The organism is Geodermatophilus sp. TF02-6 (assembly GCF_003319115.1).
Taxonomy (GTDB): domain Bacteria; phylum Actinomycetota; class Actinomycetes; order Mycobacteriales; family Geodermatophilaceae; genus Geodermatophilus.
Genome location: NZ_QOHF01000011.1, coordinates 41,019 through 61,648 on the forward strand (window position 1 = coordinate 41,019; position 20,630 = coordinate 61,648).

The 20,630-nt window shown below is 74.0% G+C and carries 17 protein-coding genes and 1 pseudogene; 16 read left to right on the top strand and 2 right to left on the bottom strand.

Translation table 11 applies throughout. From position 1 onward, the window contains the following. Positions 1-12: 12 nt before the first annotated feature. On the top strand, positions 13-927 hold the full coding sequence (locus DQ238_RS11615) for an IS982 family transposase (RefSeq protein ID WP_113781442.1): 915 nt from the start codon (positions 13-15) through the stop codon (positions 925-927). Between the two features lie 45 nt (positions 928-972). Here the strand turns inward: DQ238_RS11615 and DQ238_RS11620 are convergent, their stop codons facing one another. Further along, positions 973-1,968 (bottom strand): RecB family exonuclease, encoded by a 996-nt coding sequence (locus DQ238_RS11620; RefSeq protein ID WP_113781443.1) that lies wholly within the window; start codon positions 1,966-1,968, stop codon positions 973-975. A gap of 136 nt (positions 1,969-2,104) precedes the next feature. On the opposite strand from DQ238_RS11620, the gene DQ238_RS11625 reads away from it, so the two are divergent. The 9 genes and pseudogenes from DQ238_RS11625 (at position 2,105) to pafA (ending at position 11,568) form a co-directional block, all read left to right on the top strand. Further along, positions 2,105-2,974 (top strand): tRNA (adenine-N1)-methyltransferase, encoded by an 870-nt coding sequence (locus DQ238_RS11625; protein ID WP_233495910.1) that lies wholly within the window; start codon positions 2,105-2,107, stop codon positions 2,972-2,974. Between the two features lie 151 nt (positions 2,975-3,125). Then, positions 3,126-4,895, top strand: a complete 1,770-nt coding sequence (arc, locus tag DQ238_RS11630; RefSeq protein WP_113781445.1) for a proteasome ATPase — start codon at positions 3,126-3,128, stop codon at positions 4,893-4,895. Positions 4,896-5,286: 391 nt separating this feature from the next. Beyond that, on the top strand, positions 5,287-6,792 hold the full coding sequence (gene dop / locus DQ238_RS11635) for a depupylase/deamidase Dop (protein WP_113781446.1): 1,506 nt from the start codon (positions 5,287-5,289) through the stop codon (positions 6,790-6,792). A 70-nt stretch (positions 6,793-6,862) separates the two neighbouring features. Further along, on the top strand, positions 6,863-7,072 hold the full coding sequence (locus tag DQ238_RS11640; protein ID WP_113781447.1) for a ubiquitin-like protein Pup: 210 nt from the start codon (positions 6,863-6,865) through the stop codon (positions 7,070-7,072). A 375-nt stretch (positions 7,073-7,447) separates the two neighbouring features. Next, positions 7,448-7,798: pseudogene (locus DQ238_RS23750) on the top strand (endonuclease VII domain-containing protein); the annotation flags it as partial. 161 nt (positions 7,799-7,959) lie between these two features. Next, the gene (gene prcB, locus DQ238_RS11650) at positions 7,960-8,802 is read left to right on the top strand and encodes a proteasome subunit beta (RefSeq protein ID WP_113781448.1); all 843 of its coding nucleotides are present in this window, start codon (positions 7,960-7,962) and stop codon (positions 8,800-8,802) included. Between the two features lie 11 nt (positions 8,803-8,813). Next, positions 8,814-9,671, top strand: coding sequence for a proteasome subunit alpha (gene prcA, locus DQ238_RS11655; protein ID WP_233495911.1), 858 nt, complete (start codon positions 8,814-8,816; stop codon positions 9,669-9,671). 176 nt (positions 9,672-9,847) lie between these two features. Then, complete coding sequence (locus DQ238_RS11660; protein WP_199506296.1) at positions 9,848-10,132, top strand: hypothetical protein; 285 nt, start codon at positions 9,848-9,850, stop codon at positions 10,130-10,132. Between the two features lie 77 nt (positions 10,133-10,209). Next, positions 10,210-11,568 (top strand): Pup--protein ligase, encoded by a 1,359-nt coding sequence (pafA, locus tag DQ238_RS11665; RefSeq protein WP_113781451.1) that lies wholly within the window; start codon positions 10,210-10,212, stop codon positions 11,566-11,568. Between the two features lie 150 nt (positions 11,569-11,718). Here the strand turns inward: pafA and DQ238_RS11670 are convergent, their stop codons facing one another. Continuing rightward, positions 11,719-12,831: a DUF3866 family protein gene (locus DQ238_RS11670; RefSeq protein WP_113781452.1), complete on the bottom strand. Its 1,113-nt coding sequence runs from the start codon at positions 12,829-12,831 to the stop codon at positions 11,719-11,721. A 52-nt stretch (positions 12,832-12,883) separates the two neighbouring features. On the opposite strand from DQ238_RS11670, the gene DQ238_RS11675 reads away from it, so the two are divergent. The 6 genes from DQ238_RS11675 to DQ238_RS11700 all read left to right on the top strand — a co-directional run bounded on the left by DQ238_RS11675 (position 12,884) and on the right by DQ238_RS11700 (position 20,616). Then, the gene (locus DQ238_RS11675; protein WP_113781453.1) at positions 12,884-13,897 is read left to right on the top strand and encodes a YafY family protein; all 1,014 of its coding nucleotides are present in this window, start codon (positions 12,884-12,886) and stop codon (positions 13,895-13,897) included. Next, positions 13,894-14,904: a YafY family protein gene (locus DQ238_RS11680; protein ID WP_113781454.1), complete on the top strand. Its 1,011-nt coding sequence runs from the start codon at positions 13,894-13,896 to the stop codon at positions 14,902-14,904. The genes DQ238_RS11675 and DQ238_RS11680 overlap by 4 nt, the downstream gene beginning before the upstream one ends. A gap of 238 nt (positions 14,905-15,142) precedes the next feature. Next, positions 15,143-15,454 (top strand): Sec-independent protein translocase subunit TatA, encoded by a 312-nt coding sequence (tatA, locus tag DQ238_RS11685; protein ID WP_113781455.1) that lies wholly within the window; start codon positions 15,143-15,145, stop codon positions 15,452-15,454. Positions 15,455-15,474: 20 nt separating this feature from the next. Continuing rightward, positions 15,475-16,473: a twin-arginine translocase subunit TatC gene (gene tatC / locus DQ238_RS11690; RefSeq protein ID WP_233495897.1), complete on the top strand. Its 999-nt coding sequence runs from the start codon at positions 15,475-15,477 to the stop codon at positions 16,471-16,473. A gap of 84 nt (positions 16,474-16,557) precedes the next feature. Next, complete coding sequence (locus tag DQ238_RS11695; RefSeq protein WP_305037567.1) at positions 16,558-17,535, top strand: diacylglycerol kinase family protein; 978 nt, start codon at positions 16,558-16,560, stop codon at positions 17,533-17,535. A gap of 234 nt (positions 17,536-17,769) precedes the next feature. Next, positions 17,770-20,616 carry an RNA helicase gene (locus DQ238_RS11700; RefSeq protein WP_113781457.1) on the top strand — a complete coding sequence of 949 codons (2,847 nt, stop codon included), beginning with the start codon at positions 17,770-17,772 and terminating at the stop codon, positions 20,614-20,616. Positions 20,617-20,630 lie beyond the last annotated feature (14 nt).

Consider the following 20,630-nt stretch of genomic DNA (forward strand, 5'->3'; position numbering starts at 1 on the left):
CCGGAGGTCCTCGTGGACGCCGACCTGGACACCCTCGCCACGGCACTGTACGTACGCGCCGATGACCTGCTGAAGGCTCATCCGCACCGAGCGCCGGAGCGCCCCACGATCGGCTTCCACCCGAAGATCACCGACGCTGAGCTGATCACCCTGGCGGTGATGCAGGCCTTGCTGGGCTACACCAGCGAGTCCCGCTGGCTGCGCTTCGCTCACCATCAGCTGCGGTCGCTGTTTTCCTACCTGCCCCAGCAGCCGGGCTACAACAAGCGGCTGCGGCAGCTGGGCAACACGATGACCTGGCTGATCGCGGTGCTGGCCCGCGATACCAGCTTCTGGACCGATGAGGTGTGGGTGGTCGATTCCACCCCGGTGGAGTGCGCCCGCTCCCGGGAGACGGTCAAGCGCTCAGAGCTGGCCGGCTGGGCCGCCTACGGCTACTGCGCCAGCCACTCCCGCTACTTCTGGGGCCTGCGGCTGCACCTGGTGTACACCCTGCATGGTCTGCCGATCGGCTTCGCCCTGACCGGCGCCAAAGCTGACGAACGCGACACCCTGCTGGGCATCCTCGACGCCGACCCCGAGCTGACCGACCGCCCCGCTGGGCAGACCTTGATCGCAGACAAGCACTACTACGGCCGCCAGTTCGAAGCGACCCTTGACCAAGCCGGTATCGACCTGCTGCGCCCGGCCCGCAAGGGTGAACCCGAGCGTGCCGGAGCGAAGTTCTTCAAGCCGTTACGCCAGGTCATCGAGTCGATCAACGACACCTTCAAAGGCCAACTCGACCTCGAACAGCACGGTGGTCACACCCCGGCCGGGGTCTGGGTCCGTGTTCTACAACGCATCCTCGCGCTGACCGCTGCCATCTGGCACAACGACCGCATCGGTGCGCCTGTCGCCCGCTGCCTGACCGCCTACGACCACTGACCCCTTGGAATAGGTCATCTAGACGGCACCGGCGCCGACCGGGTGTCAGTCGCGTTCGACGACCGGCAGCGTCGACCACCCGGCGGCCGCGGCCGCCTCGGCCGGGAACGGCGGGGGAGTGCCCCCGAACGACGGGCACAGCGCCTGGTGGTCGCACCAGTCGCACAGCCGGGTGCGGTTGGGCCGGAAGTCGCCGGTGGCCACGGCCCGCTCGATCGCGGCCCAGATGGCCTGCAGGGTGCGCTCGAAGCGCACCAGCTCTCCCTCGTCCGGGGCGTAGGTCAGCGCGTCGCCGTCCCCGAGGTAGATCAGCTTGAGCTGGCTGGCCACCACGCCCCGGGTGCGCCAGAGCACCAGCGCGTAGAACTTCATCTGGAACAGCGCCTTGCTCTCGAACGCCTCCCGCGGCATCGACCCGGTCTTGTAGTCGACCACCCGCAGCGCGCCGTTCGGGGCGACGTCGAGGCGGTCGACGTAGCCGCGCAGCAGCAGCCCGTCGGGCAGGGTGACCTCGACCAGCTGCTCGCGGCCGTGCGGCTCGATCCGGGACGGGTCCTCCAGGCGGAAGTAGGTCTCCACCAGCCGGCCGGCCGAGGCGAGCCATGCCTGCAGGGACCGGGCCTCGAGCGACGGCCCGACGGGCTGGTCGTCCCCGGCGCCCTCGGCGAACAGCGCGGCGACCTCGGGGTCGGCCCGCAGCTCCTCCCACGCCGGGCCGACCAGCCCCCGGGCGGCCTCGAGCGTGCGGTCGCGCGCCGGCAGGTCGTAGAGCCGCTCGAGGACCGCGTGCACCAGCGTGCCGCGCACCGCCGCCGGGCTCCTGCGCTCGGGCAGCCGGTCGATGGTGCGGAAGCGGTAGAGCAGGGGGCAGGTCTTGAAGTCGGCCGCCCGGCTCGGGGAGAGGGACGGGCGGCGCGGGGTCGCCGTCTCGCCGGCGGGCCGGTCCGGGGGAGGAGCGGCCCCCTCGGTCGGTGGCCCGCTCCGCGCCGTGCCCGTCTGCGCCGTGCCCGTCTGCGCCGAGTCCTGCGCCGTCGCCGTCACCCCATCGAGGCTAGGCGCCGGCACCGACGCTTCCGAGTCCGCGCGCCGGGACGTCGGGGGAGGGTGGGGAGGGACGGCCGTACGCTGGCCGCCCGTGGACGAGCAGCAGACCGCCCAGACACCCCCGGATGCGCCCGTGACTCCGCGCCGCGACCCGGTCCCCGGGGCCTTCCCCGGGGCCTTCCCCGGGGCCTTCGCCGTCGGTGACCGGGTCCAGCTCACCGACCCCAAGGGCCGCATGCACACCGTCGTCCTCGAACCCGGCCGGCTGTTCCACACCCACCGCGGCGCCATCGCCCACGACGACCTGATCGGCGCGCCCGAGGGCTGCGTCGTGCACTCCACCGCCAACACCGGCTACCTGGCGTTCCGGCCGCTGCTGGCCGACTTCGTGCTCTCCATGCCCCGCGGCGCGCAGGTGGTCTACCCCAAGGACGCCGCCCAGATCGTCGGCTTCGGCGACGTCGGGCCCGGCATGCGGGTGCTCGAGGCCGGCGCCGGGTCCGGGGCGCTGAGCTGCTCGCTGCTGCGGGCGGTGGGCGAGCGCGGCAGCGTCACCAGCTACGAGCGGCGTGAGGACTTCGCCGACGTCGCCCGCGCCAACGTGGCCGCCTTCTTCGGCGAGGTGCCCCCCACCTGGTCGCTGCGCGTGGGCGACCTGGCCGAGCACCCGGCCGCCGACGTCGTCGACCGGGTCGTGCTGGACATGCTCGAGCCGTGGGCGGTGCTGCCCACCGTCGCCGCAGCGCTGCGGCCGGGCGGCGTGCTGGTCGGCTACGTCGCCACGGCCACCCAGCTGTCGACCTACGTCGAGGCGCTGCGCGCCCAGGGCGTGTGGACCGAGCCCTACTCCTGGGAGTCGCTGGTCCGGCCGTGGCACGCCGTCGGCCTCGCCGTCCGCCCCGAGCACCGGATGGTCGCCCACACCGCGTTCCTGGTCACCGCGCGCCGCCTGGCCGAGGGCGTGGTGGCCCCCGCCCGGCAGCGCCGGCCGCAGAAACGCTGACGGGCCGGTCCGGCCCCGCCGCAGGGGCTCTCCGCCTGAGCCCGCGAGGCGGGGGGAGCAGCGGGGTCCTTCCACCGCGAGCCCCCGGCAGGCTGTCGCCGGGCGTGTATAGATTTGCGTCCTGGCTCTCCCGATGTGTCGGAGGTGCGCGATGGGCCTGGGTCCCGACGAGTTCCGAGCGCGGCGTGAGCGTGACGTGGCGGCGCTGCTGTCCCAGATCTCCTACCTGGAGGAGGAGATCGGCCTCCTGCGCCGCAAGGTGGCCGACAGCCCCCGCCAGGTGCGCGCGCTGGAGGAGCGGATCGCCGAGGCCGAGGGCCGCGCGGCGTTCCTGTCCGAGCGCAACGACAAGCTGGCCGGCACCCTGCGCGAGGCCCGCGAGCAGCTGGTCACGCTCAAGGAGGAGGTCGACCGGCTCGGCCAGCCGCCGTCGGGCTACGGCGTCTTCCTCACCCGTCACGACGACGGCACGGTCGACGTCTTCACCGGCGGCCGCAAGCTGCGCGTCTCGGTCTCCCCGTCGGTGGAGGTCGACGACCTCCACCACGGCCAGGAGGTCATGCTCAACGAGGCGATGAACGTCGTCGAGGCCTGCGGCTTCGAGCGCGCCGGCGACGTGGTCATGCTCAAGGAGCTGCTGGAGCCGATCGAGGGCGAGGCGCCCCGGGCGCTGGTGATCGGCCACACCGACGAGGAGCGGGTGGTCCACCTCGCCGACTCGCTCACCGGCCACCCGCTGCGCAGCGGCGACTCCCTGCTGCTGGAGACCCGCTCGGGCTACGTCTACGAGCGGATTCCCAAGAGCGAGGTCGAGGAGCTCATCCTCGAGGAGGTCCCCGACATCGACTACGGCGACATCGGCGGCCTGGCCCGGCAGATCGAGCAGATCCGCGACGCCGTCGAGCTGCCCTTCCTGCACGCCGACCTGTTCCGCGAGTACGAGCTGCGCCCGCCCAAGGGCATCCTGCTCTACGGCCCGCCCGGCTGCGGCAAGACGCTGATCGCCAAGGCGGTGGCCAACTCGCTGGCCAAGAAGGTGACCGCCGTCCGCGGCGAGAACGCGGCCCGGTCCTACTTCTTGAACATCAAGGGCCCGGAGCTGCTCAACAAGTACGTCGGCGAGACCGAGCGGCACATCCGGCTGGTGTTCCAGCGGGCCCGGGAGAAGGCCGGCGAGGGGACGCCGGTCATCGTCTTCTTCGACGAGATGGACTCGATCTTCCGCACCCGCGGCTCGGGGGTCTCCTCCGACGTGGAGTCGACGATCGTGCCCCAGCTGCTCAGCGAGATCGACGGCGTCGAGGGCCTGGAGAACGTCATCGTCATCGGCGCCTCCAACCGCGAGGACATGATCGACCCGGCGATCCTGCGGCCCGGCCGGCTGGACGTGAAGATCAAGATCGAGCGGCCGGACGCCGAGGCCGCCCGCGACATCTTCAGCAAGTACCTGACCACCTCGCTGCCGATCCACCCCGACGACCTGGCCGAGCACGGCGGCAGCCGGGAGGCCACCGTCGCCGGCATGATCCAGCGCACCGTGGAGCGGATGTACACCGAGAGCGAGGAGAACCGCTTCCTCGAGGTGACCTACGCCAACGGCGACAAGGAGGTCCTGTACTTCAAGGACTTCAACTCCGGCGCGATGCTGCAGAACATCGTCGACCGGGCGAAGAAGATGGCGATCAAGGAGCGGCTGGAGACCGGCGCCGGCGGTCTGCGGGTCGGCCACCTGATGGCGGCGTGCCTCGACGAGTTCAAGGAGAACGAGGACCTGCCCAACACCACCAACCCCGACGACTGGGCGCGCATCTCGGGCAAGAAGGGCGAGCGGATCGTCTACATCCGCACGCTCATCAGCGGCAAGGGCAGCGAGTCCGGCCGGGCCATCGACACCGCGACCAACACCGGCCAGTACCTGTAAGAGAACCTCTGCAAGGACCCCGTCCTCCCCACCCTTCGGAGAAGGACCCCCTGCTCCCCGCCACTCGTAGAAGGACCCCGTCCTCCCCATCCCTCGCACGCTCGGGCGGGACCCGGGACGGGGCCGGGGACCCTGCAGGGAGCCGGCGGTGCCCGGGACGGGGCCGGCGGTGCCCTGGACGGGGCCGGCGGTGCCCTGGACGGGGCCGCCAGGCCCGTCGCACGAGGACCCCCTGCCCCACCGTGGCAGGGGGTGTGTCCCTGGCCGAGGACGGCCGACGGCCCGGCCCCGCCTCGGGGGTGGGGTCGGGCCGTCGTCGTCCGTGGGTGACCCGTGTGGGTGCGGTGTGGCCGTGCCGGACGGCGTCGTCCGCGGCGCCTAGGGTTGGCCCATGAGCGTGCGGCGGGTCGTGGGCACCGAGGTCGAGTACGGCATCGCGGTGCCCGGTCAGCCGACGGCCAACCCGACCACGCTGTCCAGCCAGGTGGTCAACGCGTGGGCGGTGGCCGAGGCGCCGACGCCGCGCCGGCCGCGCTGGGACTTCGAGGAGGAGTCGCCGCTGCGCGACGCCCGGGGCTTCGACCTCTCGCCGGCCCAGGCGCTGGACCACACCGACCTCGAGGAGGACTCGGGGATGGCCAACGTCATCCTCACCAACGGCGCCCGCCTCTACGTCGACCACGCCCACCCCGAGTACTCGACCCCGGAGGTCACCAACCCGCGCGACGTCGTCCTGTGGGACAAGGCCGGGGAGCAGGTGATGGCCGAGGCGGCCCGGCGGGCCGCGCGGATCCCCGGCACCCTGCCCATCCAGCTGTACAAGAACAACACCGACGGCAAGGGCGCCTCGTACGGGGCGCACGAGAACTACCTGATGGACCGGCGCACGCCGTTCCTCGACATCATCCGCGGGCTGATCCCGTTCTTCGTCACCCGCCAGGTGGTCGCCGGCTCCGGCCGGGTGGGCATCGGCGTGGAGAGCCGCACCCAGGGCTTCCAGCTGTCCCAGCGGGCCGACTTCTTCGAGGTCGAGGTGGGGCTGGAGACCACGCTCAAGCGGCCGATCATCAACACCCGCGACGAGCCGCACGCCGACGCGGACAAGTACCGCCGGCTGCACGTGATCATCGGCGACGCGAACCTCGCGGAGCTGTCGACCTACCTCAAGGTCGGGACGACGTCGCTGGTGCTGGCCATGATCGAGGCGCGCACGCTCACCCAGGACCTCTCGATCGAGGAGCCGGTGGAGGCGCTGCAGGCGATCAGCCACGACCCGTCGCTGACCCACCAGGTGCGGTTGCGCGACGGCCGGCGGATGACCGCGTTGGAGGTCCAGGAGGCCTACTGGGAGATGGCGCAGCGGCACGTCGACCGCACCGGGGACGGCGACGAGCAGACCGCCGACGTGCTGCGCCGGTGGGCCGAGGTGCTCTCCGACCTCGCCGCCGACCCGATGCGCTGCGCCGACCGGCTCGACTGGCCGGCCAAGCTGCGGCTGCTGGAGGGCTACCGGGCCCGCGACGGCCTGGGCTGGGGCGACTCGCGGCTGGCGCTGGTCGACCTGCAGTACTGCGACGTTCGCCCGGAGAAGGGCCTCTACCACCGGCTCGTGGCGCGCGGGTCGATGCGCCGGCTGCTGGACGACGAGGAGGTGACGCAGGCGATGGTGCGCCCGCCCACCGACACCCGGGCCTTCTTCCGCGGCGAGTGCCTGCGCCGCTACCCGGCCCAGGTGGCGGCCGCTTCGTGGGACTCGGTGGTCTTCGACCTGGGCCGGGAGAACCTGGTGCGGATCCCCACCATGGAGCCGCTGCGCGGCACCCGCGACCACGTCGGGGAGCTGTTCGAGACGACGTCCTCGGCGCAGGAGCTGGTCGACACCATCACCGGCGGCTGACGCCTGATCGTCGTCCCCCGCGGGTAGCTTTGCCTCTCAGGCACCGGCCACGACACAGCTGGAGGCAGCGATGGCCACGCGGGACACCGGCGGTCAGCAGCGCGCGACGCGCACCCGGGAGGAGACCAAGGAGGCCGAGGCCTCGGTCGACACCGAGGTCGCCGAGCGCCACAAGGAGATGACCGAGGACGTCGACTCCATCCTCGACGAGATCGACGAGGTCTTGGAGGAGAACAGCGAGGAATTCGTTCGCTCGTACGTACAAAAAGGGGGTCAGTGACCAAGATCATCTTGATTCATGGACAGCAAGGTCTGTCGGGATTGCGGTTACGAGCGGCCCATTTCCTACTTCACACGTAATCGCAATTCGCGCGACGGATATGCGTTTTACTGTCGTGAGCACGCGCGTGTCCGACATCAAGCGAGTCGGGATCGACGGAGCGGTGGGCCGAAGAGGCGCTATCCGCGTGGGCTCAACGTCCCTGATGGGCGCAAGTGGTGTCCTGACTGCGGCGAGGTGAAGCCTCTTACGGAGTTTGGCCGCAACGCCGCTTCAAAGTCCGGCGTGGCGTCGTACTGCAAACCGTGCCACAACGCCCGCGGGCGGGCCTCGGAGGAACTCGTGGGCGGTGAGTGAACCTACCATCTCCGTCGGCGTTACGGCATCACGGGCGAGGACGCCTACGCGATGTTCGCAGCGCAGGGCGGACTCTGCGCCATCTGCAGGTCGGCTCCGGCTGAGCATGTCGACCACGACCACGAGACGGGCTGGGTGCGAGAGCTGCTCTGCTTCAACTGCAACGGCGGGCTTGGCCAGTTCAGGGACGACCCCGCCGTCCTGCACGCGGCGGCCGATTACGTCGAGCGGCACCGCGCCCGCCAGGCGGCGGCGACCCGACGACCGGAGTCCGGTGAGCGGCCCGGCCCCCCGCCCCACCTGCGTCCGCGTGGCCGGCGCCGCAGCCCCGGGTACGCCCGGTGGCTGGCAGTGCAGGCCAAGGCCTGACAGCAGCCGAGAGCAGTCGGGCGGCGCCCGCCGTCGCCGGCTGGAGGTGACCGCGCACGGACGGCTTTCGCCCGAGGCGGACAGCCGCGCCGTGGACTCGCCGGTAGGGTCGTGGAGGCAGCACGATCCACGCCGGTGAGCTCGGCGGGAAGGGCGGATGGGTGAACGAGTCGTCGGCTGGTCGGAGCGGGTTCGGTCCCGTCTACCTGGACCGGGTGGGCTCCTCGTTCACCGACTTCCTCGCGGTTGCCGCACCCGACCTGCTGCCGGGCCGTCGCCCGGTGCCGCAGCTGCCGGTCGGGGACGTCACGCCGCACGGCACCACGATCGTCGCGGTCACCTACGCCGGCGGCGTCCTCATGGGCGGCGACCGGCGGGCCACCATGGGCAACATGATCGCCCAGCGCGACATCGAGAAGGTGTTCCCGGCCGACTCCTGGGCGGTCATCGGCATCGCCGGCGCCGCGGGCATCGCCATCGAGATGGTCAGGCTCTACCAGGTCGAGCTGGAGCACTACGAGAAGATCGAGGGGCTCACGCTGTCCCTCGACGGCAAGGCCAACCGGCTGGCCCAGATGATCCGCGGCAATCTGGGTGCGGCGCTGCAGGGGCTGGCGGTCGTTCCGCTGTTCGCCGGCTTCGACCTCGACGCGGCGCCGGACGCCATCCCGGGCCGGATCTTCAGCTACGACGTCACCGGCGGCAACTACGAGGAGCGCGGCTACGCCGCCGTCGGCTCCGGCTCGCTGTTCGCGAAGAACTCGCTGAAGAAGACCTGGCGGCCGGGCATGGACGGTGCCGCGGCGACGCGCAGCCTGGTCGAGGCGCTCTACGACGCCGCCGACGACGACTCGGCCACCGGCGGCCCCGACCCGGTGCGCCGGCTGTACCCGATCGTCTACCGGGTCGACGCCGAGGGCGCGGCCCGGCTGGGCGACGACGAGGTCGCCGCGGTCGCCGCCGGCATCGTCGATGAGCGGGCCGCGGCCGAGGGGCAGGGCTGATCGCCGTGACCATGCCGTACTACGCCTCGCCCGAGCAGCTGATGCGCGACCGCTCGGAGTACGCCCGCAAGGGCATCTCCCGCGGCCGCAGCGTCGCCGTGGTCACCTACGCCGACGGCGTGCTGTTCATCGCCGAGAACCCCAGCTCCACCCTGCACAAGGTGGGCGAGCTCTACGACCGGATCGGCTTCGCCGCGGTCGGCCGCTACAGCGAGTTCGAGAGCCTGCGGGTGGCCGGGGTGCGGCTGGCCGACGTCCGCGGCTACTCCTACAACCGCCGCGACGTCACCGGCCGGGTCATCGCCAACGCCTACGCGCAGACCCTGGGCGAGATCTTCACCCAGCAGATGAAGCCCTACGAGGTCGAGCTGTGCGTCGCCGAGGTCGGCGACACCCCGGAGAGCGACCAGCTGTACCGGCTGACCTTCGACGGGTCGGTCGTCGACGAACCCGACTTCGTGGTCATGGGCGGCCAGGCCGACGCGGTCAGCGCCCACCTGCGCGAGCACTTCCTGCCCGGCATGGGCCTGGCCGAGGCGCTGCGGGTCGGCGTGCAGGCGCTGTCGGCGGTCAGCCCGGCAACCACCGCCGGCAACGGCGGCCCGTCGCTGCTGTCCGCCGAGCAGCTGGAGGTCGCCGTCCTCGACCGGCGGCGGCCCAAGCGCGCCTTCCGCCGCATCGTCGGCGCCGCCCTGCGCACCCTGCTCGACCGTGGGGACACCGCCGCGGCCGACACCGTCGAGGAGCCGCACACCGCCGCGCACGCTCCCAGCACCCCGGCGCCCGGCGCGCCGGCCGGGCTGGGGGACCCCACCGCGCCGGACACCGGGGGGACGGCGGGCGGCGGGGGACAGGCACCGACCACCTGAGGAAGGACCCCCGTGCCCCCACCGTCGAAGGACCCCGTCCTCCTCACCCTTCGGTGAAGGACCCCGTTCTCCTCACCGCTCGCACGCTCGCGGTGAGCCTCTGAACGGGGCCTGAGCCTCGGGACGGGGCCGGCGGCGGAACCCTGCACGGGGGCCGCCGTCCGGGCGCCGGTTCGGTGGACGTCGGCGTCGCGTGGTCGCAGGCCGCGCCGTCGACCGCCGAGGAGAACGCCTCCATCGAGGAGCACGGCCACGCCCACTGGGGCGCCTGGCCCCTGGCCGCCGACCCGGACGCCTCCGAGGACACCGGGAAGCGGTACGCCTTCCCGTACGGCGACCTGCACCGGGTCGACCGTGCGGCGCTGATCCACGCCGAGCAGCGCGCGGCCCAGAACTACCACCCGGAGGTCGTCGACGCCGCCCGCGACCTCCTGCGCCGTCTCGACGACCGCCGCGGGTGACCTCCGCGGCCCGACGAGCCTGCGGCACGGGATGTGGAGAAGCGGCTGGCGCCGGCATCGGCGCCTAGGCTCGGTATGTGGAGCGACGGATCTTCGGGATCGAGACCGAGTACGGCGTCACGTGCACCTTCCGCGGCCAGCGCCGCCTGTCCCCGGACGAGGTGGCCCGCTACCTGTTCCGCCGCGTCGTGTCCTGGGGACGCAGTTCCAACGTCTTCCTGCGCAACGGCTCGCGCCTGTACCTCGACGTGGGCAGCCACCCGGAGTACGCCACCGCCGAGTGCGACGACCTCACCGAGCTGGTCGTGCACGACAAGGCCGGCGAGCGGATCCTCGAGGGCCTGCTGGTCGACGCCGAGCAGCGGCTGGCCGAGGAGGGCGTCACCGGTGACATCTACCTGTTCAAGAACAACACCGACTCCGCCGGCAACAGCTACGGCTGCCACGAGAACTACCTGGTCGGCCGGCACGGCGAGTTCAGCCGGCTGGCCGACGTCCTCATCCCGTTCCTGGTCAGCCGGCAGATCGTCGTCGGCGCCGGCAAGGTGCTGCAGACCCCCCGCGGGGCGATCTACTGCATCAGCCAGCGCGCCGAGCACATCTGGGAGGGCGTCTCGTCGGCCACCACCCGGTCGCGGCCGATCATCAACACCCGCGACGAGCCGCACGCCGACGCCGAGCGCTACCGGCGGCTGCACGTCATCGTCGGCGACTCGAACATGAACGAGACGACGACGCTGCTCAAGGTCGCCGTCACCGACCTGGTGCTGCGGATGATCGAGGCCGGCGTCCCGATCAAGGACATGAGCCTGGAGAACCCGATCCGCGCCATCCGCGAGATCAGCCACGACATGACCGGACGACGCAAGGTGCGGCTGGCCAGCGGCCGGGAGATGTCGGCGCTGGAGATCCAGTCGGAGTACCACGCCCGCGCCGCGGAGTTCGTCGACCGCGAGGGCTTCGGCCCGGTGCACCGGCAGATGCTCGAGCTGTGGGGGCGGGTGCTCAAGGCCGTCGACACCGGCGACCTCTCGCTCATCGACCGCGAGATCGACTGGGCCACCAAGTTCCAGCTCATCGAGCGCTACCGCGCCAAGCGGGGCCTGCCGCTGTCGCACCCGCGGATCGCCCAGATGGACCTGGCCTACCACGACATCAGCCGTCGGCGCGGCCTGTACTACCTGCTCGAGCGCAGCAACCAGGTCGCCCGGGTGGCCCACGAGCCGCGGGTGTTCGAGGCCAAGAACGTGCCTCCGCAGACCACCCGGGCCCGGCTGCGCGGGGAGTTCATCCGCCGGGCGCAGGAGAAGCGCCGGGACTTCACCGTCGACTGGGTGCACCTCAAGCTCAACGACCAGGCCCAGCGCACCGTGCTGTGCAAGGACCCGTTCAAGGCCGTCGACGAGCGGGTGGACAAGCTCATCGCCTCGATGTGATGCCACGCGCGGCCGTGATCATCGGCGGGTGGTGGTCTTCGTCGGCGTGTCGGACCGCCAGCCGCCGGTGATCACGGCTGGCGGTGATCACGGCCGGCGGTGATCACGGCCGGCGGTGGCACGGGCAGGGGTGACGGCGGGCCGGCGGGGTCAGTCCTCCTCGTCGGGCAGCGGGACCCGCAGGGCGGCGTAGCGGCCGGCGGCGGCCGCGGCGAGGAAGTACGCCCGCTCCTCGGGGTACCCGCGGCCCATCGTCCTCAGCGGCACGGGGGACAACCCCAGCGCCTCCTCCAGCCCGTCGACGTCCATCCACACCACCCGGTTGCGCTCCGGCTGGCCGGCGAGGTCCTCCTCCACCTGCCCGCCGAGCTCCGAGCCCAACCCCCGCGGGGCGACCAGCGTCACCCCGCCGAGCGCGACCCGGCCGAACGCGGTCAGCGAGTGGTGGGACACCCCGCGGTGCCGCGGCCGCGGGTCGGCGTCGGAGATCCGCAGCGCCCCGACCGCCTGCCCGCCGAGCACGGTGACGGCGTTGCACGCCTCGCCCGCGGCCACCCCGGAGAAGCCCCACGGCGTCCCGGTGCCGAGGTTGCCCGGCCCCTGGGTCACGACCGCCACGTCCGCGCCCAGCACGTGCCGGGCGGCCAGCAGCCCGGTGTGCACGGTGACCGCCTCCAGGTCCCCGCCGAAGGCCTGGCCCACGGTGACCACGCCGGCCAGCGATGGCGCCAGCGCCGACAGCGTGCGGGAGAACCCGGCGACCAGCGCGCCGCCGTCGGTCATCACGTAGGCGACCGTGAGGTCCGGGTCGGTGGCCAGGACGCCGATCAGCGCGGCCGGCAGCGCCGAGTGCAGGTCGGCGACGACGACCGGCATCCCGCCGAGGTCCTCGGCGTCGACGATCGCGCGGTGCTGTGCGCTGTCCTGTTCGTCGACGCCCTGCACGCTCACCTGCAGCGGGGTGTACCGGGCCTTGACCAGGTGCCCCGGCCCGGTCGGGTCCGGCGGCAGGCGGTCGGGGACGGCGACGACGAGGGCGTACCCGCCGGTGCCCAGCCGCTGCGCCCAGGCGGTGGTGTTGAGCAGCACCGTGTCGCCGACCTCGGGCACCCCGACCAGCGACGGGTGGGCCAGTGCCGGCACCTCTCCGTCGCCGGGCACCTCGGCGGTGAGCTCCTGCGCGTCCCGCCAGGAGCGGCCCAGCGCGGTCACCGTGCCGCGGCGCCACCGGATCCGGTACGTCGTCGTCCCGACTTCCCCCATGCGGGCAGGCTAACCAGAGCGGGAGCGCCCGCCTCGTGACTAGCCTGGGCCCGTGGCGGCGAAGCGGGCCGAACGGCTGGTCAACCTGGTCATCGCCCTGCTCGGCACCCGGCAGTACGTCACGGCGGCGCGGATCCGGGCGACCGTGCCCGGCTACGAGCCCGACGACGGCACCGCCCGCGCCGACGAGGCGTTCAAGCGGATGTTCGAGCGGGACAAGGCCGAGCTGCGCGAGATGGGCGTGCCGCTGGAGACCGGCCGCACCAGCGTCTTCGACACCGAGGACGGCTACCGCATCGCCCGCGCCGACTACGAGCTGCCCGAGATCACCCTGACCGGGGAGGAGGCCGCCGCGGTCGGCCTGGCGCTGCGGCTGTGGGAGTCCGCGCAGCTGGCCGGCGCCGCGCAGAGCGCGCTGGTCAAGCTGCGCGCCGCCGGGGTCGACGTCGACACCGTCGGGGCGATCCCGCTGCGGCCGCGGCTGGACTCCGACGAGCCGGCGTTCGAGCCGGTCTACGCCGCCGCCCGCGACCGCCGGGCGCTGGAGTTCGACTACCGCCGTCCCGACGAGGGCGCCCCCGCCCGCCGGCACGTGCAGCCGTGGGGCGTGGTGGCCTGGCACGGCCGCTGGTACCTGGGCGGCCTGGACCTCGACCGGCAGGCGCCGCGGGTGTTCCGGCTCTCCCGCGTGGTCGGCACGCCGCGGGCGGCCGGCCCGGCGGGTGCCTTCGAGCCGCCGGCGGACGTCGACCTGGCGGCCATGGTCGCCGGGCAGTCTCGCGGAGAGGAGCAGCTGGCGGTGGTCCGCGCCCGGCCGGGCACCGCGATCGGGCTGCGCCGGCACGCCACCCCGCTCGGGGCGGCCGAGGACGGGGACGACCGGCTGCAGGTGCGCACCACCGAGCCGATGCGGCTGGCCGACGAGCTGGCCGCCTACGGGTCCGACGTCCTCGTCGAGGCGCCGGCCGCGGTGCGCGAGGCCGTGGTCGCGCGGCTGACCCGGCTGGCGGCGATGTCCCCGGGGGAGCGGGCCCCGGGGGAGCGGGCCCCGGAGGAGCGGGCATGAGCGCTCCCACCACGACCGAGCGGATGACCCGGCTGCTCTCCCTCGTCCCGTACCTCACCGCCCGGCCCGAGGGCGTGCCGCTGGCCGAGGCCGCCCGCGACTTCGGCGTCCCGGAGCGCCAGCTGCGCCGCGACCTGGAACTGCTGTGGATGTGCGGCCTGCCCGGCTACGGCCCCGGCGACCTCATCGACCTGGCCTTCGAGGGCGACCGGGTGCGGGTCACCTTCACCGCCGGCATGGTCCGGCCGCTGCGGCTGACCACCGACGAGGCGGTGGCCCTCGTCGTCGCGCTGCGCGCGCTGCTGGAGCTGCCCGGGCTGGCCGAGCAGGAGGCGGTGAGCCGGGCGCTGGCCAAGGTGTCGGCCGCCGCGGGGTCGGCCGCCGAGCGGGTCAGCCCGGTCGCGCTGTCGGTCGACGCCCGCGAGCAGGCGCTGGCCGTCGTCCGGGAGGGGCTGGAGCGGCGGCGGGCGCTGCACCTGCACTACTACGTGCCCACCCGCGACGAGCGCACCGAGCGCACGGTCGACCCGATGCGGCTGCTGCTGGTCGACGGCCGCTGGTACCTCGAGGCGTGGTCGCGGGAGGTCGCCGGCGTCCGGCTGTTCCGCCTGGACCGCATCGACGACGTGGCGGTGCTCGACGAGCCGGCCGCGCCGCCGCCGGAGGCCGCGCTGCGCGACGTCGACGCCGGGCTCTACCAGCCCGAGCCCGGGTCCCCGGTGGTGCGGCTGCGGCTGGCCCCCTCCGCGCGCTGGGTGGCCGAGTACTACCCGGTGGAGGACGCCCGGGAGGTCGACGACCCACCCGGCGGCCTGGCGGTCGCGGTGCGCACCGCCGACGTCGCCTGGGCGCGGCGCCTGGTGGCCTCGCTCGGCGGAGCGGCCACCGTCGACCGGCCGGCCGAGCTGGCCGCGGCGGTGGCCGCCGACGCCCGGGCGGCGCTGGCCCGCTACGCGGGCTCCGGGCCGGCCGCCGGCGGGCGGCCGGGAACCGGTCACGACGGCTAGCACGACGGCCGCGCCGGGAGGTCGCGGCGCTGGAGCGGCAGGTGCGCCCGGTCCCCGTCCAGGCACAGCCCCGTCCAGGCACAGGGGCCGGGCGCAGGGGACAGGCACAGGCCACCGCCGCCCGGGCCGCGCAGCTGCCGCGGTCGGACCGACCTCTCCACCGATCCCCGGTCACACGGGTCTCACGACCCCGACGGGGACGTAGCATCGGCGACGCCACCCACCCACGGAGGACGCGATGCCCACGCTCGGCGCGCCGGAGATCATCCTGATCATCCTGGCCATCCTGCTGCTGTTCGGCTACAAGAAGCTCCCCGACGCCTCCCGCTCGCTGGGCCGCTCGCTGCGGATCTTCAAGGGCGAGATGAAGGGCATGAAGGACGACGACGTGCACACCCGGACCACCCCGGTGCGCGGTGAGGTCCTCCCGCCGGCTCCCGCGGGCGACCGCGAGGCGCTCGAGAGCGAGGCGCGGGCCGCCGAGGCCCGGGCCGCCGAGCTGCGCGCCCGCGCCGCCCAGCAGACCGGTCCGGCCGACCCTCCCCGCTGACGCCGGTAGCCGGCACTCCGGTGAGCGAGCACGGCCCCCGACGGTTCCGGCTGCGGCGACGCCGCTCGCCGCGCGACCCCGCGGCGACGATGACGCTCATCGCGCACCTGACCGAACTGCGCAACCGCATCGCCCTGGCGCTGCTGTTCGTCCTGCTCGGCACGGCGGTCTGCTTCTGGTGGTACGACCACGGCCTCGGTGCGTTCATCCGCGCTCCGTACTGCGCCATCCCCGCCGACAACCGCGCGCTGGGCACCGGGGAGAGCGCCGGCGACTGCCGGCTGCTGGTCACCGACGTCTTCGGCGGTGCACTGATCCGGCTCAAGATCGCCTTCATCGCCGGCACGGTCGTCTCGGCGCCGCTGTGGCTCTACCAGCTGTGGGCGTTCATCACCCCGGGCCTGAAGCAGAGCGAGAAGCGCTACGGGCTCGCCTTCGTCGCCGCCTCCACCGCGCTGTTCGCCTTCGGCGCGGTGCTGGCGTACTTCTCGCTGCGCGCCGGGCTGACCCTGCTGCTGGGGTTGGCCGGTGACAACGTCGCCGTCGCCCTGACCGCCCAGGACTACCTGGGTTTCGTCGTCTCGGTGCTGCTGGCCTTCGGGGTCAGCTTCGAGGTGCCGCTCGTGGCGGTCGCGCTCAACCTGGTCGGCGTCCTGTCCTACGCGGTGCTGCGCAGCTCGCGGCGGTGGATCTTCTTCCTGACCATCGTCTTCGCCGCCTTCGTCACGCCGACGCAGGACCCGTTCACCATGCTGGCGATGGCGCTGCCGATGATCGTGCTGTTCGAGCTGGCCATCCAGATCGCCCGGGTGGTCGACCGGCGGCGGGCCCGCCAGGCGGCCGTGGCGCACTTCCACGACCTGCCCGACGACGAGGCGTCCCCGCTCGACGCCCGCCCGTCCCGGCTCGACGCGACCCCGTCGGGGCTGGACGCAGCGCCCACCCCCTTCGACGACCTGCGCCGGGAGGGCCCCGGCCAGGACGACCGGGCCGCGCCGGTCGACAGCTCCCGCGGCTGAGAGAGGACCCCCCTGCCCCCCACCACTCGCAGGCTCGCGGCGGGGCCCTGCACGGGGGCCGGTCGCGACATCGAGGTCGCCGTCCTGGTCAGCCCGGCAGCCGGCCGCGGACGGTCCCGGGTCGCGACGGCTCCCGTGCTGGACGTGCTGCGGGCCGCCGGGCTGCGCCCCCGGGTGCTGCCGGCCAGCACCCGGACCGCGGCCGAGCGGCAGGCCGCCGACGCGGTCGCCGCCGGCGCCGCCGCGGTCGTCGCGATCGGTGGGGACGGCGCCGCCCACGCCGGCCTGCAGGCGGTCGCCGGCACCCCGACCCCGCTGGCCGTCGTCCCCACCGGCACCGGCAACGACCTGGCGCTGGCCCTCGGCACGCCCCGCGACCCGCTCGCCGCGGCGCGGGCGGCCGCCGTCGACCTGCACGCCGGTCGGGTCCGCGCCATCGACGCCGGCCGCGCCGGGGACCGCTGGTGGGCCACCGTGCTCTGCTGCGGGTTCGACTCGGCGGTGAGCGAGCGGGCCGACCGGCTGCGCTGGCCGCGCGGCCGGCGCCGCTACGACGTGGCGATCCTCGCCGAGCTGGCCCGGCTGCGCCCGCGGCGGCTGACCCTGGTCCTCGACGGCGAGGCGCGCACCCTGGCGGTGACGCTGGTCGCCGTCGGCAACACCGCCTGGTACGGCGGCGGGATGCGGGTCTGCCCGGCCGCCGACCCCGCCGACGGGCGCTTCGACGTCACCGTGGTCGGGCCGGTCAGCCGCCGCGAGCTGGTGCGCACCCGGCCGCGGCTGACCGCCGGCGGCCACCTCGGGCACCCGGCGGTCACCGTGCACCGGGCCGGCCGGGTGGAGCTGGTGGAGGAGGGCCTCGTCGCCGGGGAGGGACTGGTCGCCGGGGAGGGACTGGTCGCCGGGGAGGGACTGGTCGCCGGGGAGGGACTGGTCGCCGGGGAGGGACTGGTCGCGGGGGAGGGACTGGTCGCCTACGCCGACGGCGAGCCGGTCGCACCGCTGCCCGTGGTCGCCCGGTGCGTCCCCGGCGCGCTGCGCGTGGTCGGCACCATCCGCTGACCGCCCGGCCGACGCTCCGGGGCGTCGCATCCGCCGAATGGCCGTTATCCCCAACTGAACTACCGACCGAGGCGTCAAGCCCGATCACCGCCGAGCCGACCGGAGCCGCTCCACGTCCGCCGGAGCCGCCCTGCAGCGCGGCTCCGGCGGACGTCCCGCGGCTGTGGTGATCAGGTGGGAGGCGCGCCGGGAGGTGGCGGGGCTGACGCGCGGCCGCGCGCCTACCGTGGAGGCGTGTCCAGCCCTGCGCAGCGGTACGCGGCTGCCCGGCGGCGGGGGGCCCACCCCGCGCTGGCCGACTTCACCGCGGAGCTCGGCTTCTCGCTCGACCCCTTCCAGGTGGAGGCCTGCGAGGCCCTCGACGAGGGTGCCGGTGTGCTGGTGTGCGCGCCCACCGGCGCGGGCAAGACGGTCGTCGGCGAGTTCGCCGTCCACAAGGCGCTGGCCGAGGGGCGCAAGGCGTTCTACACGACGCCGATCAAGGCGCTGTCCAACCAGAAGTACAACGACCTGGTCGAGCGCTACGGCGAGGCGAGGGTGGGCCTGCTCACCGGGGACAACGCGGTCAACGGCGACGCGCCGGTGGTCGTGATGACCACCGAGGTGCTGCGCAACATGCTCTACGCGGAGTCCCCGGCGATCGACGGCCTCGGCTACGTCGTCATGGACGAGGTGCACTACCTGGCCGACCGGTTCCGCGGCGCGGTGTGGGAGGAGGTGATCATCCACCTCCCGCAGTCAGTGACCCTGGTGTCGCTGTCGGCGACGGTGAGCAACGCCGAGGAGTTCGCCGACTGGCTGGTCACCGTCCGCGGCTCCACGAAGGTCGTGGTCAGCGAGGTCCGCCCGATCCCGCTGTGGCAGCACATGCTCGTCGGCCACCGGGTGTTCGACCTGTTCAGCCTGCGCCCGGCCGCGCACGCCGGCGAGCAGGGGGAGACCCCGCGCGGGCAGTCCACCCGCGAGCGGGGGGCCAGCGTGGTCGACCCCGAGCTGGTGCGGTACGTGCGCGAGTACGAGCGGCGGCTGGACAGCTGGGGCGGGGGCGGGCCCGGGGGCTCGCGGCGCGACCGCGACTGGCGCCCGCGGTACCGCCCGCCGGCGCGGCCGGAGGTCGTCGAGCGGCTCGACCGCGCCGGTCTGCTGCCCGCGATCACCTTCGTGTTCAGCCGCAACGGCTGCGACGCCGCCGTCGAGGCGTGCCTGCGCGCCGGGCTGCGGCTCACCGACGAGGAGGAGCGCTCGCAGATCGCCGCGATCATCGACGAGCGCACCGGTTCGCTGCCGGAGGAGGACCTGCACGTCCTCGGCTTCTGGGAGTGGCGCGAGGGGCTGCTGGCCGGGCTGGCCGCCCACCACGCGGGGCTGGTGCCGGCGTTCAAGGAGACCGTCGAGGAGTGCTTCGTCCGCGGCCTGGTCAAGGCGGTGTTCGCCACCGAGACCCTGGCGCTGGGGATCAACATGCCGGCGCGCACCGTCGTCCTCGAGCGGCTGGTCAAGTGGAACGGCGAGGCGCACGTCGACGTGACGCCGGGGGAGTACACGCAGCTGACCGGGCGGGCCGGGCGGCGCGGCATCGACGTGGAGGGGCACGCGGTCGTCGTCTGGGCGCCGGGCATGGACCCCTCCGTCGTGGCCGGGCTGGCCAGCACCCGCACCTATCCGCTGCGCTCCTCCTTCCGGCCCAGCTACAACATGGCGGTCAACCTGGTCGGCTCGTACGGCCGGGCGCGGGCCCGGGAGCTGCTGGCGTCGTCCTTCGCGCAGTTCCAGGCCGACCGCTCGGTCGTCGGGCTGGCCCGGGCGGCGGCCCGGCACGAGCGGGACGCCGAGCGCTGGGCGGCCGAGATGCACTCGGACGCCGGTGACGTCGGCGAGTACGCGGCGCTGCGGCAGCGGATCGCCGACCGGGAGAAGGAGCTCTCCCGCGACTCGCAGGCCAAGCGCCGGATGGAGGCGGCCGACGCGCTGGCCGCGCTGCGCCCGGGCGACGTGATCCGGGTGCCGTCCGGACGCCGGCAGGGGTTGGCCGTCGTCCTCGACCCCGGGGTCACCGACCTGACCGAGCCGCGCCCGCTGGTGCTCACCGAGGACCGGTGGGCCGGGCGGCTGGGCGCCGTGGACTTCCCGACGCCGGTGACTGCGCTGGCCCGGGTGCGGGTGCCGAGGAACTTCAACCACCGCAGCCCGCACGCCCGCCGCGACCTGGCCGCCACGCTGCGCAACGCCCGCGTGGAGCACGAGCTGGGCGCCCGGCGGGTCAAGCACCGTTCGGCCGCCGCCGACGACCCGGTGCTGCACGACCTGCGCCGGGCGCTGCGCGCGCACCCGGTGCACCGGCTGCCCGACCGGGAGGAGCGGGTGCGCGCCGCCGAGCGCTGGCTGCGGGGGGTGCGCGAGGCCGAGGCCACCCACCGGAGGATGGCCGAGCGCACCGGCTCGCTGACCCGCCAGTTCGACGCCACCTGCGACGTCCTCGAGGAGCTGGGCTACCTGGTGCCCGAGGTGGCGCCGCTGGTGCCCGCCGACACCGGGGAGGTCGGCGCGGCCGACGACGTCCCGGTGGTCACCGACGACGGCCGGCGGCTGGCCCGGATCTGGTCGGAGGCCGACCTGCTGGTCGCCGAGTGCCTGCGGGCGGGCGCGTGGCGGGGCCTGACCCCCGCGGAGCTGGCCGCCGTCGTTTCTCCGCTGGTGTTCGAGGCGCGCCGGGACACGCCGGTCCAGGCGGCGGTGCCGGCGGGGAAGGTGGCCGCGGCGATCGGCGAGATGCGTCGGATCCGGTCGCGGCTGGCCGACGTCGAGCTCGCCCACGGCGTGCCCGCCACCCGCGACCTCGACCTCGGCTTCGCCTGGGCGGCCTACCGCTGGGCCGACGGGCAGGGCCTCGACCGGGTCCTGGCCGGGGCCGAGCAGGCCGGCACCGAGCTGTCCGGCGGGGACTTCGTGCGCTGGGCGCGCCAGCTCATCGACCTGCTCGACCAGCTGGGCAAGGTCGCCGGCGACCCGGTCGGGGCGACCGCGCGCCGGGCCGTGGACCGGGTCCGGCGCGGCGTCGTCGCGGTCGCCGTGGGCGGCTGACCTGCCCTCGGCCC